Origin of the sequence: Corynebacterium incognita (genome assembly GCF_014217255.1) — a bacterium.
GTDB lineage: Bacteria > Actinomycetota > Actinomycetes > Mycobacteriales > Mycobacteriaceae > Corynebacterium > Corynebacterium incognitum.
In genome coordinates, this window is the sequence record NZ_CP059404.1 from 179,594 (window position 1) to 193,520 (window position 13,927).

The following is a 13,927-nucleotide window of genomic DNA, read 5'->3' on the forward strand; positions in this document are numbered from 1 at the left end:
CGGTGTTTCTTACCCATGAGATCGCACAAGGCGGCAACCGAGGTGGTTGCCGCCTAGTGTGGGTTAAGTCTGAGACGTAAACGCTTTAACGGGAGGAACCCATCGAAGCGCGGAAGTCCTTGACAGCCTTGCGAACCGGTGCCGGGATGATGTTCCAGTTCATGTCGGTGCCGAAGTTCAGCACGCCCAAGACAGCAGCGATGAGGCCCGCGATAGCCGCGATGCCGAAACCGGTGGAGGAACCGTCAGCGGATCCGGTGGAGCCGCCGTTTGGCTCTGGGCACTCGGCCGGGTCACCGATGGTGATGGGGTGCATAACGGTGGTCTTGGAGTCGGTGGTGATGAGCAAGTTCTGCTCGCCACAGACGTCCTCAGGAACGGTCAGCTGGACGGAAGCGCGGCCGCGCTCACCGAACTGTGCGTCGCCCTCCTGGGCCGCGTTATCGATGGCTGCTTCAACGGTCTCGTCGCCCAGGGCAACGGTGGCGGTGGTCGCCATTGGCTCGCCCTCGGTGGTGTAGTTCAGGGAGCTCAGGTCAACTGTGATGGTCTCGCCTGCCTCAGCGGTCTCCGGAGCCTTCACGCCCACAGCCTGCTGGCCTTCCGGCACCGCAGCCTCGTCGGCCTTGAGGTACTTGATGAAACCGTCGACGTCCATCAGGCCAACGTCGACCAGGTTCTCGGCGTCGCCCTCGGAGAAGTAGCCGTCCCCGCCATCGCGCAGGAGGAAGGTGGAGCCAGCCACGGTGTAGGTGGCAGCCGGGTCCAGCTTCTCACCGTCAATCATGACGTTGATGATCTTCTCACCGCGCGGTGCCTCCGGGTTGTAGGTGTAGGTCACGTTCTGGGACAGACCCATGGACAGGCGTGGGCGCTTTTCGTCCTCAGCCTTCCACTGGTTTTCCAGGGCCTTGAGGATCTCTTCGCCGGAGAATTCTGCGTAGGCGATGCCGTTGCCGAAAGGCTGCACGGCGAAAGCCTCGGAGTAGGTGACGTCGCCAGCGGCGAGGTCAGCGCGAACGCCGCCGGCATTCATGACGCCGAAGTCGATGTCCTGGCCGGTCTCCTGCTCGAGGGCAACGAGGCTGGCCTGGGCCAGGATGTTGTTGAGGGTGGACTCAACGCCGCGGTTGGAGCCGGATTCCTTGCCCTCGTCGGAGCCACGGAACATCGGCTTGTCGACGCTCGCAACAACGTTCTCGCCGAGCTCCTCGGCCTTAGCCTTCGCCTCAGAAACGATGGATGCGACGGCCGCGTCCGGAGTGAGCGCTGCAGCATCTTCGTAGGTGTACTGCTTCTGCTTGACATCGACGATCTTCTTAGCGGTCTTGTCGTAGGTAATGTCGAGGTCGGTGAGGACCTTGCCGTACTCGAGGGACTGCGCGTAAGGCATCGGGGTGGTGCCCATGGTCTTCTGGTGGGTGTCGCCACCGAAGACGACGTCCACGTCGGCGCTGAACTTGTCCTTCATGCCCTCAGCGTCTTCGTGCATGAGAGCGACAACGACGTCAGCCTTGCCGGAGGCCTTGAGTTCCTTGGCGACCTTGTTGGTCTCCTCTGCCGGGTCGGTGAAGCTGATGCCTTCAAGCGCGGCTGGGGAGACCTTCTGAGCGGTGGCCTCGGTGACGGTGCCGACGATGGCTACCTTCACGCCGTTGAGCTCTTCAATCTTGTACGGCTCGAGAGCGCGCTCGGTGCCCTTGTACACGTTCGCACCGAGGATGGGGAACTCGGACTTCGGCTGGATACGGCTGGTGAGATCGGAGTAGCCCTTGTCGAACTCGTGGTTGCCCACGGCAGAGTAGTCAACGCCCATAGCGTTGAGCGCCTGGATGGTGTACTCGTCCTCAGAGATAGCGGAGACGAACGCGGAGCCGCCGACGTTGTCGCCAGACGACAGCAGGGCGTACTCCTGGCCCTCATTGACGTGCTTAGCCAGCGCGGAGAGGCGGGCTGCGCCCATCTCGCTGGTGGTCAGGTCACCGCCGACGCTCTCTTCGAGGTGACCGTGGAAGTCAGTGAAGTTGGACAGGGAGAACTCGACGGTCTCCTGGGCCATGGCGACGGGTGCGAGGGTGAAGGCGGTAGCAGCTGCAGTCGAGGCAGCTAGCATACGGCCAAAGCGGCGGTTCGTGCTCACGGGTAATGCTCCTGAAAGATGTTGTGGGCGTGTACGTATTCCTACAGTGAAATTTATAGCTTTAATTAAGTTCGCCCGAGCACTCCCACAACCGGCAACATCACGGCCAATCTGCAGGTTTACCACGAATAGATAACAAATTCACTTGAGATTTACCCTGGGTTGGGGCGGTGGCCATACAGTTCACTCCCCCGCCACGCGTACTAGCCCCAAAAGTGTGATCGCTACTGTGATTGGAGTGGCAGATGTGACTACACCCGGCACCCCCAGGCTTATTGCTAGGCCGTCACGCGGTAGACGTCGAACACGCCCTCCGTATTGCGCAACGTAGTGATTAACGCGCCCAACTGTTTGGTGTCCGACACCGTAAAGGTAAACCGCACCGTAGCAATATGGTCGTCAGTCGCTTGGGAGTTCATCGACAACACCGATAGCTTGGACTCGCTCATCACCCGGGTGAGCTCAAACAACAAGCCCTGGCGATCCAGCGCCTCCAGCTGCAGCGTGGCTGCAAACGCGCCGTCGGAAGGCGTGGACGACGCCCACTCGACGTTCATAAGTCGCTCCGGCTCTTGCTTCAGCTTCTCTGCATTACTGCAGTCCACTCGGTGCACCGAAACTCCACCGCCACGGGTCACGAAACCAAAGATCTGGTCTCCCGGTACAGGCTGGCAGCACTTGGCCATTTTGGCCATGACATCGGGGCTGCCATCCACGAGGATGCCCGTGCCAGACTTGGAATCCGCGGACTCCTGCGCCTTGGAGCCGATTAGCTCAGAGAACGGCGTGCGAGCGGCCAAGGCGTCAACCGCATCGTCTTGATCCCCAAACATGGCCATCAACTGGTTGGACACGTGATGTGCTGAGATGGTTCCGGCACCAATGGCGGTGTATAGCGCGTCCACATCATCGAAGTGCAGCTGGTTGGCCACCTGCTTCATCGACGACGCGGTAAACAGCCTGTGTAGTGGCAGCCCGCCGCGCTGAACCTCGGCGGCCAAGGCGTCGCGCCCGGCCTCCAAGTTCTCATTACGCATCTCCTTAGCGAACCACTGCCGCACCTTCGCTTTGGCGCGTGGGGACACGATGAAGTCCTGCCAGTCCCGCGAGGGCCCGGCATTGGGATCCTTGGAGGTAAAGACCTCGACCTTGTCACCGGACTTCAGCTTGGACTCCAGAGCAACGAGCTTGCCGTTCACCTTGGCGCCAATGCAACGGTGTCCCACCTCGGTGTGCACGGCATAGGCGAAGTCGACGGGCGTCGAACCGGCCGGCAGGTTCACCACGTCGCCCTTAGGAGTGAAGGCGAAGATCTGCTTGGCCGTTAAGTCATAGCGCAATGAATCCAAGAACTCGTTGGGATCCGCCGCTTCCTTCTGCCAGTCCAGCAGCTGCCGCATCCAGGACATCTGCGCTACTTCTTCGTTACCAGAGCCGTTCTTGCCCTTGGTCTCCTTGTAACGCCAGTGCGCGGCCACGCCGAACTCCGCGTTGTAGTGCATCTCGTGCGTCCGCACCTGCACCTCCAACGTCGTGCCGCCGCCGGTCACCACAGTAGTGTGCAGGGACTGGTACACGCCGAAGCGCGGAGAAGAAATATAGTCCTTGAACCGCCCCGGCAGAGCGGAATACAGCGAGTGCACGACGCCGATGGCGGCGTAGCAGTTGTTGATGTCGTCGACCAAAATGCGGATGCCGACGAGATCGAAGATCTCATTAAAGTCGCGGCCGCGGACCATCATCTTCTGATAAATCGACCAGTAGTGCTTTGGTCGTCCCATGACCTCTGCTTGGATGCCGTTGTCTTTCAACGCCTTGGACACCTGAGCGGAGATCTCTTTGAGAGCCCGGTCCCGGGAGGGCGCGCGCTGGGCCACCATGCGCACGACCTCGTCGTACTTCTTGGGGTACAAGATTGCAAAGGAGAGGTCTTCAAGCTCCCACTTCACCGACGCCATGCCGAGGCGGTGCGCCAGCGGCGCGATGACGTCCAGGGTCTGCCTGGCCTTCTTCGCCTGCTTTTCCGGCGGCAGGAAGCGCATGGTGCGCATGTTGTGCAACCGGTCGCACACCTTAATCACTAGGACGCGTGGGTCCTGGGACATGGCGACGATCATCTTGCGGATCGTCTCCGCCTCCGCGGCGGCGCCGAGGGCAACCTTGTCGAGCTTAGTTACGCCGTCGACAAGCCGGGCTACCTCGGGGCCGAACTCCTTGTTGAGGTCTTCCAGGGAGTAATCGGTGTCTTCCACCGTGTCGTGCAAGAGCGCCGCCACCACCGTGGTGGTGTCCATGCCAATCTCCGCCGCGATGGTCGCGACTGCGAGCGGGTGCGTAATGTACGGGTCACCCGACTTGCGGAAAACTCCCTCGTGAAGCTCCTCGGCCTTAGCGTAGGCGCGATTAAGCAGCTCAACGTCTGCCTTCGGGTGGAACTCCCGGTGAATGCTCAACAGCGGATCTAAAACCGGGTTGGCCTTAATCTTGGAGCCCGTCAGTGAACGTGCGAGACGCGCCGACATACTGCGCACCGTGCCCTGACTACGGCGTGGTGGGCGCGCGGCCTTAGATTGAGGTGTCTGCGAATCTGTCATGGTCACCCCTCGTTAAAGGCTTATGGAACGTAGAAAGAAGTTTAATCCTTTCTACTCCTTTTCTGCACCAATAACGACCAGAGGACGATCATCGAGCTTGTCACGGCCGCCCAACCCATCAACCTCAATGACGACAACGTTGCCCGCGACCTCGCCGCCTGCGGACTCGATGAGCTTGCGCGCGCCCACCAAAGTACCCCCGGTAGCCAACACGTCATCGACAAGCACAATCTTCTTTCCACGCAGATCCGCACCGTTCTTCGGGATTTCCAGCGCCGCCGAACCGTATTCGAGGCTGTATTCCTCGGTGTAGACAGGCGGTGGCAGCTTGCCCTTCTTGCGGATGGCCAGCACACCCAGGCCCAACTTGTAGGCAACCGCGGAACCTAAGAGGAATCCACGGGCGTCAAGGCCACCGATCATATCCGCGCCCAGCTCCTGGCAGGCGGCCGCGAGCTCGTCTACCACAATATGGAAGGCGTCCGGGTCCGCGAGAACGGGCGTCAGATCCTCGAACAGCACCCCCTCCTCGGGAAAGTCCTGGACATAGCGAATTTTGTCCAGCAAAGCCTCGCGCGCAGTTGCGTACTTATGAGTCAGCATGCTCGTCCTTCATGAAGTGCAATGGTGTGAGAGTGGTCGCGAACGGTCAGAATGGAGGGCTTAGTCGTTGCCAGAGTCGTCCTCGGGGTATTCCCAGCGGTCCATATTCCAACCGATTCCCGAGAGACCAGTGTACGGTACGACGTTTCGCACGTTGCGATCCATGAGGAATACACGTGGTTCAGCAGCCACCGGAATGGACTTGAGATCTTCCCACATCTGCTTTTCAGCGGCGGCCAAGTCCTTGGCGTTGAACTCCTCGGCAGTCAGGTCGCTGTGTTCAGTGAGAGGATCCACCTCGCCAAGGAACACGTCTATGGCCGGGTTTCCATCCGCGCCCGGCTGGAGGTCCAGTTGAGTAGTGGACTCGCTGGACACGTCCTTAATGGTGATTCCGGCGGGTTCACAACTGCGCTGGAGAGACTCGACCATCGCCTTCTTGCGGTCATCAGGGCCAACGTAGCCGACCTTGATCTCATTCCCGCTCAGACCTGCGGCCGCCGCCTTGTCGACGCCCTTGAACTCCTTCACCGTGGAGTCCAACTGGTGGTGCATGGGATCCGCGTGCCTAATGACGTGGTAGTACACAGGAGGTACCTTCACGCCAGAGTACTTCGAGCTAGCCGCGGCGAGTCCCTTTTGGTCAACGCAAGCGTTGAAGGCCTGGCGGGCCCATTGCTGACCGAGCGTCCCGGCGTCGGACAGCACCAGAGTGTCGGTGAGCTCACCCACCAGGGACTCGCTGGTAAACGGGTTGTCAGGAGCGTTCCGATCCCACCATTCCGGCTCCTTCTTGTCGGCATCCAGGATCTGCAGGCCCTGCTCCTGTTGGATCGCGGCAGAGTCCGCAGACTTCGGCCAGACCACCAAAGTCTTGAGTGTGGGTTTGTCGCCGTAGTAGGAGTCATTGGTCACAAGTACAACTTCGCCTTGCTCACCTACCTTGTCAATCTTGAAAGGACCACTGGACACTTGGATCGCGGGGTCGAAGTCGTCGAGGTGAAAACCGTAACGCCACGCCTTGGCTGCCTTATCTACCACTGCAGCATTGTCGTTTTTTAGTGCTTCGGTGAGTTCTCGTTTTTCCACCCCCGCCTTGTCCGCAATAGCGTGCGCAGGCATCACGGTGCCGGGGCCGAAAAGGTGACGCCAGCGCTGACCCATGTCCTTCTTAAACGACACGCTAAACTTCTTGGCGCCCGGGGCGCAGCGGAAAGTTTCTACTTGCTCCATGAGCGGGACGTGCGAACCAAAGCGCGCTGCATCACTACCTGCCTTGTAAGAGAGGTAAAAGTCGTCGCACGTGATTTTCTCCCCATCGGAGTATGCCGCCTCCGGATTGATGGTGTACACCACCTTCCGCGAATCCCCGGTGTGCTCGACCGCCTCCACCAGGTCAGTATTCGGGATCATCTGCCCCGAGGGGCCCGGTACATAGGCCGAAGGATAAAGACGGCCCGCAAGCAGCTGTGCCTGGTTTGCCGCACCAAAAGCGGTTGCAGCGTTAGTCGTTTCCAACTCCGCGTTGACCTGGTACCCAAAGAAATCGGTGGATTTCGATTCCTCAGGACCCGCGATGTTGCCGCCCCCACCATCACCACACGCTGCGAGCGACATGGCAGTGACCGTGATTACGGTCGCTACACGGGACATCTTTTTGCGGTTGACACCAAAGGTCACGGTGTTAGAACCCTTTCGCTGGACAAATGGACTTCAACGGCTAGGGGCGCCAGGTGGCTCCCCCGCGCTCAATACCACGGTTATTGCCGGCGGTATCGTCCGTATCGGCTGTATCGCCGACCTGGTCTCCGGCGTTAGCCGAAGCAGGCGTGACGACGCCGGTTGCGCTGGGGTCACCGAAGCTGCGTACGGTTCGCTTGCCGGAGGCGGCACGAGGCACCGCGTCCTCCGCGTCCGTCATAGCCGCGGCCGGTCCGCCTTTGGCTCGGTACTCCATGACAGAAGCGGTGTGCTCTTTAATGGACTTCCGGCGGGTAGCAATGGACACGAGCAACGGCGTAGCCAAGAAAATGGAGGAGAAGATGCCCTCGACAACGCCAATCAGCTGAATGAGCGCGAGGTCGCGGAGGGTACCAATACCCATGAGCCAGACTGCGATGACGAACAACGCCACAATCGGCAACGCCGAGATAACCGTCGTGGAAATGGAACGCATCACGGTCTGGTTGACGGCAAGGTTTGCTTCTTCGGCGTAGGTACGCTTGCGCTGGCCCTGCAACCCGCTGGTGTTCTCATTGACCTTGTCAAAAACAATGACGGAGTCGTAGATAGAGAAGGTCAGGACGGTGAGGAGGCCGATGATGACGGCCGGAGAAACCTCCAGGCCAAACAGGGCATAAATACCGGCGATGACAATGCCGTCAACAACGAGCGCGATCATCGCTGCCAGGGCCATATCTCGCTGCAGGCGCACGGCGACGTACAGCGAGGCGGTGAGAAGGAAGACGCCCATGGCCAGCAGCATGCGGTTAGTGATGGACGAACCCCACGACTCAGAGACCGTCGAGGAGCCGATGGCATCCGGGGTGGCCTTACCCTGTGCATCCTGCGGCTGGTACTTCTCAAAGATGGCAGCCCGAGCCTTGTCCACCTGCTCTTGGCTCAGGCGTTCGGAGGTAATCTCGAGGGTCTCAGAATCACCGGATCCCACGATTTGGGTGATTTCCGGTTCCACGCCTGTGGCGTCGATGAAGGTATCTTCAACCTGCTCGGCCACGAGGTCGCCCGCAGGCATGTTCAGCTTGGTGCCGCCCTCAAAATCGAGTGAAAGGCTGAATCCCCGCAGCACAATGGCGCCGAGGGACAAGACCAGCAGGCCCACGGTGATCCAGTACCACAGTTTACTGCGACCGATGAAGTCGATGCCGCCGGACTCCGTGTACAGGCGATCAAATCCTGAAGGGGTCGCCGCCGTTGCCGGGCGGGATGCTGGGGTCTCCACAGTATTAGATTCCATTGCTATTTCTCCTCAGGAGTAGGTTCCGCAGCGGGGGTTGCGGCGACGGCGGGAGCGGCGGCCGAGGATTCCTCGCGGCGTACACGCTCGCGCTCGTCGGCAAGCTTCATGATGCCGCCCAGGCCGTTCATGGAGGGCTTGGCAAACTTTGGATTACGGGCGGCAAGAATCATCAATGGGGCAGTGATGAGGAAAGAGACCACGAGGTCGAACAAGGTGGTCAGGCCCATGGTGAAGGCGAAGCCCTTGACCTCGCCGATGGCGAGGAAGTACACCACAACTGCGCCGATGAGTGTCACCGCGTTACCGGTGACGATGGTCGACTTAGCGCGATCCCAAGCCTTGGTTGCAGCGGAGCGGAACGTGCGACCTTCCAACATCTCGTCCTTTATTCTCTCGTAGTAGACCACGAAAGAGTCAGCGGTGGCGCCCACACCGATGACCAAACCGGCAATGCCGGACAGGTCCAAGGAGTAGCCGACCCAGCGCCCCAGCAAGACCAACGCGCCATAGGTCAAAGCGCCAGCGCCCACGAGGGTGAGCATGGAAATGAGCGCAAGGGCGCGGTAGTTAATGAAGGCGTATATCGCCACCGCGATCAAACCGACCAGTCCTGCAATCAGACCTGCCTTAAGTGCGGCCTGTCCCAGTGACGGAGGTACGGTCTCCGCGGTGCCGCCCGGCTCGCCGTTCTCACCAACGAAGGACAACGGCAGCGCACCGTACCGCAGGTTGTTGGCCAAAGAAGTGGCCTCTTCCTGACTGAAATCACCCGTGATGGAGGTGGACGAGCCGTACGGCGTCGCCCCCTGAATAACCGGCGCAGAAATCACCGCGGAGTCCAGGGTGATGGCCACCTGCTGCTGCAGTCGCTCCTCGGTGAGCTTCGCCCACGTCCCGGAACCATTCGGTCCGTCGCCTGTCTTAAAGGCGAAGCTAATCTCCATCTGTCCGCTCTGCGGGTTCATGCCACCGTTAATCGGCTTTTGAGTATCAATTTCGTTGCCCGTCAGACGCTTGCCGTTGGGATCGTCAATGCCCTCCAGCACTGGTGCCGGCTCGAGGATGTACGGCTGTCCTGTGCTGTAGTCGCAGGCAGCAAAAGGCTTCGCGGGGTCATCCGATCCGGCGAGCGGGTCGGTCTCCCCTGGTTCACAGCGCAAAAGCGCGGAGGCGGCGGACAGCGTGGTGGGATCCTCCGACTGACGGTCCTTGAGGAGCATCTCAGTGACTTTGTCGCGACGCTCCGCGGCCTCGAGCGAGTTCGCAGGCTCCGGCTTAGGCTTGGCCGTCACCGTCGGTGCCTTGACGTCATCCTTCTTCTTCTTTGCGTCATCTTGAGTATTGGCTTGATCCAGTGCCTTGTAGATCTGATCCAGCGACTCATTCGCCTTTTCTGGCGGGACCACTCCCCACTCGACCCAGCGGTTGGCCATCTCTTCGACCTCGTTGATGAGCTTGGCCATGTCCGGCTGCGGTGGCTGAGCCACCGGGCGGAACAGCAGCTGGGAGGTCTGGCCGACCGCCTGCGCTTGGGCGGTATCCTCACCGGGGACGGTGATCACCAAGGTGTTGCCGTTGATGACCACCTCGGAACCGGACACACCCATGCCGTTCACGCGCTGCTCCAAAATGGTGCGCGCCTGCTTGAGCTGGTCCTGCGTGGGATCCTCGCTCTGCGGAACTAGGGTTACTCGTGTGCCACCCTGCAAATCGATACCCATTTTCGGGTTCGGTTTGTGGTTCCCGGTGAGGAAAATGAGGGCATAGATCACAACAATGATGAGCGCGAACCACGCCAAGGCCTGCTTCGGCCATGACGCGCGGGGCTGCGTTTGCCTCTTTTTAGCAGGTTTCGCTGACTTTGCAGACAAGGAACATCTCCTGTGCACGATACGGTAGACGGTGCAAAACGACGAGATCGTTTACGGTGCGGACCCGGTGCCCGCACCAAACACATCTGACAATGGTACGTGATAGCAAGCAGGTGCTTGGACGACACCCCTGGGCTCCAGCACTCTGTACCTAGCAGTACAGTTACTGGCCAGGTTTAGCCCTGGCTGCGGAGGATTCCAGCGCGCGCCATGGTGACCTGGACGCCAGGCGCAATTTCTAGTTCCACGGTGTCCGTTTCCTCAGAGACCTCGACAACGGTGCCGTAGATCCCCGAGCCGGAGATAACTCGCTTCCCCGGAGTTAAGCTGGCCTGGAACTCCTTGAGCTGTTGCTGTCGCTTCCGTTCCCGGCTCATCACCAGGATGGAGGGCAACATAAAGAGAACGAGGGCGCCGATAAGAATAATTGTGCTTGTGCTCATAAGTGCTCAGTGTTCCAGATTTGCCAGCCGAGCTCCAATATCTGAAGGCATCGACACGTGAAGGTCAGAACAAGCCCAGAGCCCCTTCCGGTGGCTCCAGCCCGATGTGCCGCCAGGCCGACGCCGTCGCGATGCGACCGCGGGGACTCCTCGAAATCATTCCCGCGCGCACGAGGTACGGCTCACATACTTCTTCCACCGTGGATGGCTCCTCGCCCACTGCAATGGCCAGAGTGTTCACGCCCACTGGGCCCCCACCATGGTTCTTAATCAGCGCTTCGAGTACTGCCCGATCCAGGCGGTCGAGACCCTTGTCGTCCACGTCAAAGACCTTGAGGGCTCCCTGCGCCGCAGCGAGGTCGATATGGCCATCGCTGTGGACGTCCGCAAAGTCTCGGACGCGGCGCAGCAAGCGGTTCGCGATACGCGGGGTGCCACGCGAACGGGATCCGATCTCTAACGCAGCGTCCGCGTCAATAGATACCCCCAGAATCTTTGCGGCCCTCGTAATCACTCGCGTCAGGTCCGCCGCCGAGTAGTACTCCATCTGCGCGGTGAAACCAAAACGATCGCGCAGCGGGCCAGTCAGCATACCGGCCCTGGTGGTGGCACCTACGAGCGTGAACGGCGGAATCTCCAGCGGGATGGACGTCGCTCCCGGCCCCTTGCCCACGATCACATCGATACGGAAGTCCTCCATAGCCATGTACAGCATTTCCTCGGCGGGCCGGGCGATGCGGTGAATCTCGTCAATAAAGAGCACATCACCTTCCATGAGGTTGGACAGCATCGCCGCCAAATCTCCCGCGCGTTCCAGCGCGGGACCTGACGTCATACGCAGGCTGGTCCCCAGTTCCTGGGCGATAATCATAGCCATGGTGGTCTTGCCCAACCCGGGTGGCCCCGACATGAGGACATGGTCAGGGGTCACGCCCCGGTTTCGCGCGCCGGAGAGAACTAATGAGAGTTGTTCACGCACCTTGGGCTGGCCGATAAATTCATCAAGGCTCTTGGGGCGCAGCGAAGTTTCTACGTCGCTGTCCCCGACCTGCTGGTCCGGCCGCACAATCTCATTGGGTTCAATTCCCGGATCGCCGGCGGGTTCCGGCAGGCTAAACTCTGTCCGCTCGATATCGCTCATTAGTCCCCGATCTTAGCGTGTACCCAACTGCGACAACGTGGCGGACAGTACCTGGGAAAGCTCAAGCGTCTTGCCCTCGCTCTCGGTCCGCGTAATGACCTCGTTGACCACGGAACGTGTCTCCTTTTCTGGAAGGCCCAGGCCTTCCAGTGCCTCCACAGCGCGGTCTGCCACGTCCTGGTGTTCGCCTGCGCCCCCGGCGGCGCCGCCCGCATCGCCTGCGGAGCCTTCTACGTCAGCGATGCCAAGGCCATCCACCTTGTCCTTCAATTCCACAATGAGGCGCTGCGCCATGCGCTTGCCGACGCCGCTGACCTGCAGCAAGGTCTTTTGGTCTTCCGTACGCAGAGCACGGGCGATGTCGCCGGGCTCCAGCGTCGAAAGCACGCCCATCGCCAGCTTGGGTCCCATGCCGGAGACCCCTTGGAGGATGTGGAACATATCCCGGTGTTCAGACGAAGCGAAGCCGTACAAGGTCATCGAATCTTCTTTGACCGCCAACGAGGTCAGCAGCGTCGATTCTTCGCCTCGAACCAACGTATTCAAAGCCGACGGCGCGGCATTGACCAAGTAGCCGACGCCTGCGCACTCAATCACCGCGTAATCGAGACCAATGTCCAACACCGTGCCGCGAAGGGAAGAAATCATGAGCCTAAAACCTTAACTTTCTGTTTGTGCTGTAGCGGTCCGGCCCGTAGAGGTCCGGTCGTTTGAGGTGCGATCTAAGGAGCGGACAGGGCCTCGTACTCCCCCGTCGACACGGCGTGCATGACCTGCTGCGGTCGTGTGCCCCCGGGTGCGGGCGAGCGCCGGGGCCCGCCAACAGTGACAAATAGCAAGAGCGAGAGCATCCGCGGCGTCGGCAGGCTTGGGCGCCTCGCTCAACCCAAGAATACGGGTCACCATCATGGTCATCTGCTTTTTATCAGCACGGCCATTGCCGGAGATAGCTTTTTTCACTTCCGACGGGGTGTACATATACACCGGCAGGTTTCGTTCCGCGGCGGCCAGGACGAGGACCCCCACAGCGTGTGCGGTGTGCATGACGGTGGCGACGTTGCCGCGCTCGAAGATACGCTCGATGGCCACGACGTCGGGGGAATAGTCATCCATCCACTCGCCTACCGCCCTCGACAGGCGCAAGAGACGTTCCGTCAGCTCCGACTCACTCGGGGTGCGCACAACACCGACGGAGACAGGCAGGATGACTCGCCCCCTACCGGCTTGCACGACGGACAATCCGCAGCGCGTCAGGCCGGGGTCGATTCCCATGACCCGCAGTCCTTCTAATTGCATACTCGCCTCCACACTTCACACACTTGTTCTACCACACGGCGCAGACAAAAGGGGAAGGACACCCACTCGCGTGGTGCCTTCCCCTGCGTAAAAGTTCCGGAACTAGTCCTCCAGCTCCGCGAGAACCTCGTCGGAAACATCCATGTTGGTGTAGACGTTCTGGACGTCGTCGGAATCTTCAAGGGCATCGATAAGGCGGAAGACCTTCTTCGCCAACTCAGCGTCAGCGGGAACCTCGACGGATGCGCGGAAGTCAATATCCGAGTCATCGACCTCAATGTCCGCATCTGCTAACGCAACCTTAACGTCCTGAACCGCACTCGGATCGCAGATGATCTCAAAGCGTTCGCCGGCATCATTGACTTCCTCGGCACCGGCTTCGAGAACAGCCATGAGCACGTCGTCCTCGGTGAGCTCGCCCTTCTCGACGAAAACCTGGCCCACACGGGAGAACATGTACGCCACCGAGCCGGATTCGCCGAGGTTGCCGCCGTTTTTGTTCATTGCGGTACGGACCTCGGTGGCGGCACGGTTGCGGTTGTCAGTCAAACACTCGATGAGCATGGCTACGCCGTTGGGGGCATAGCCCTCGTAGGTGATATTTTCCCAGTCCGCGCCACCGGCTTCCTCGCCGGAGCCGCGCTTGCGGGCACGCTCAATGTTGTCGTTGGGAACGGAGGCCTTCTTGGCCTTTTTGATCATGTCATCGAGCGTCGGGTTGGCTGACGGGTCGCCGCCCCCGGTGCGTGCCGCTACCTCAATATTCTTGATGAGCTTGGCAAATTCCTTGCCACGCTTCGCATCGTTAGCAGCCTTTTTGTGCTTGGTTGTAGCCCACTTTGAGTGGCCTGCCATGTCA

11 protein-coding genes are annotated in these 13,927 nt (G+C 60.3%); all 11 read right to left on the reverse strand.

Translation table 11 applies throughout. The features are described 5' to 3' along the window. Positions 1-85: 85 nt before the first annotated feature. Positions 86-2,140 (reverse strand): bifunctional metallophosphatase/5'-nucleotidase, encoded by a 2,055-nt coding sequence (locus H0194_RS00865; protein ID WP_343061310.1) that lies wholly within the window; start codon positions 2,138-2,140, stop codon positions 86-88. A 278-nt stretch (positions 2,141-2,418) separates the two neighbouring features. After that, a complete protein-coding gene (locus tag H0194_RS00870; RefSeq protein WP_425486436.1) occupies positions 2,419-4,662 on the reverse strand; it encodes a RelA/SpoT family protein in 2,244 nt (747 codons plus the stop codon). 123 nt (positions 4,663-4,785) lie between these two features. After that, positions 4,786-5,337 (reverse strand): adenine phosphoribosyltransferase, encoded by a 552-nt coding sequence (locus H0194_RS00875; protein ID WP_185176030.1) that lies wholly within the window; start codon positions 5,335-5,337, stop codon positions 4,786-4,788. A 60-nt stretch (positions 5,338-5,397) separates the two neighbouring features. Beyond that, positions 5,398-6,954, reverse strand: a complete 1,557-nt coding sequence (locus tag H0194_RS00880) for an ABC transporter substrate-binding protein (RefSeq protein WP_185176031.1) — start codon at positions 6,952-6,954, stop codon at positions 5,398-5,400. 103 nt (positions 6,955-7,057) lie between these two features. Beyond that, positions 7,058-8,314: a protein translocase subunit SecF gene (secF, locus tag H0194_RS00885; protein WP_185176032.1), complete on the reverse strand. Its 1,257-nt coding sequence runs from the start codon at positions 8,312-8,314 to the stop codon at positions 7,058-7,060. Between the two features lie 2 nt (positions 8,315-8,316). Continuing rightward, positions 8,317-10,188, reverse strand: a complete 1,872-nt coding sequence (gene secD, locus H0194_RS00890; RefSeq protein ID WP_246388963.1) for a protein translocase subunit SecD — start codon at positions 10,186-10,188, stop codon at positions 8,317-8,319. 176 nt (positions 10,189-10,364) lie between these two features. Beyond that, positions 10,365-10,631: a preprotein translocase subunit YajC gene (gene yajC, locus H0194_RS00895; protein WP_185176033.1), complete on the reverse strand. Its 267-nt coding sequence runs from the start codon at positions 10,629-10,631 to the stop codon at positions 10,365-10,367. 64 nt (positions 10,632-10,695) lie between these two features. Further along, entirely contained in the window at positions 10,696-11,772 is a 1,077-nt protein-coding gene (gene ruvB / locus H0194_RS00900) for a Holliday junction branch migration DNA helicase RuvB (protein ID WP_185176034.1), read from the reverse strand. Positions 11,773-11,784: 12 nt separating this feature from the next. Further along, positions 11,785-12,420, reverse strand: coding sequence for a Holliday junction branch migration protein RuvA (ruvA, locus tag H0194_RS00905; protein WP_185176035.1), 636 nt, complete (start codon positions 12,418-12,420; stop codon positions 11,785-11,787). A 12-nt stretch (positions 12,421-12,432) separates the two neighbouring features. Beyond that, positions 12,433-13,068, reverse strand: coding sequence for a crossover junction endodeoxyribonuclease RuvC (gene ruvC, locus H0194_RS00910; RefSeq protein ID WP_185176036.1), 636 nt, complete (start codon positions 13,066-13,068; stop codon positions 12,433-12,435). 102 nt (positions 13,069-13,170) lie between these two features. Next, positions 13,171-13,923: a YebC/PmpR family DNA-binding transcriptional regulator gene (locus H0194_RS00915; RefSeq protein ID WP_185176037.1), complete on the reverse strand. Its 753-nt coding sequence runs from the start codon at positions 13,921-13,923 to the stop codon at positions 13,171-13,173. Between the last annotated feature and the right edge of the window lie 4 nt (positions 13,924-13,927).

What these genes read in the sequence shown, in the direction of transcription:
- H0194_RS00870 (WP_425486436.1), bottom strand. Translation starts at nt 4,662, where the DNA reads ATGTCGGCGCGTCTCGCACGTTCACTGACGGGCTCCAAGATTAAGGCC.
- H0194_RS00875 (WP_185176030.1), bottom strand. Translation starts at nt 5,337, where the DNA reads ATGCTGACTCATAAGTACGCAACTGCGCGCGAGGCTTTGCTGGACAAA.
- H0194_RS00880 (WP_185176031.1), bottom strand. Translation starts at nt 6,954, where the DNA reads ATGTCGCTCGCAGCGTGTGGTGATGGTGGGGGCGGCAACATCGCGGGT.
- secF (WP_185176032.1), bottom strand. Translation starts at nt 8,314, where the DNA reads ATGGAATCTAATACTGTGGAGACCCCAGCATCCCGCCCGGCAACGGCG.
- yajC (WP_185176033.1), bottom strand. Translation starts at nt 10,631, where the DNA reads ATGAGCACAAGCACAATTATTCTTATCGGCGCCCTCGTTCTCTTTATG.
- ruvB (WP_185176034.1), bottom strand. Translation starts at nt 11,772, where the DNA reads ATGAGCGATATCGAGCGGACAGAGTTTAGCCTGCCGGAACCCGCCGGC.
- ruvA (WP_185176035.1), bottom strand. Translation starts at nt 12,420, where the DNA reads ATGATTTCTTCCCTTCGCGGCACGGTGTTGGACATTGGTCTCGATTAC.
- ruvC (WP_185176036.1), bottom strand. Translation starts at nt 13,068, where the DNA reads ATGCAATTAGAAGGACTGCGGGTCATGGGAATCGACCCCGGCCTGACG.
- H0194_RS00915 (WP_185176037.1), bottom strand. Translation starts at nt 13,923, where the DNA reads ATGGCAGGCCACTCAAAGTGGGCTACAACCAAGCACAAAAAGGCTGCT.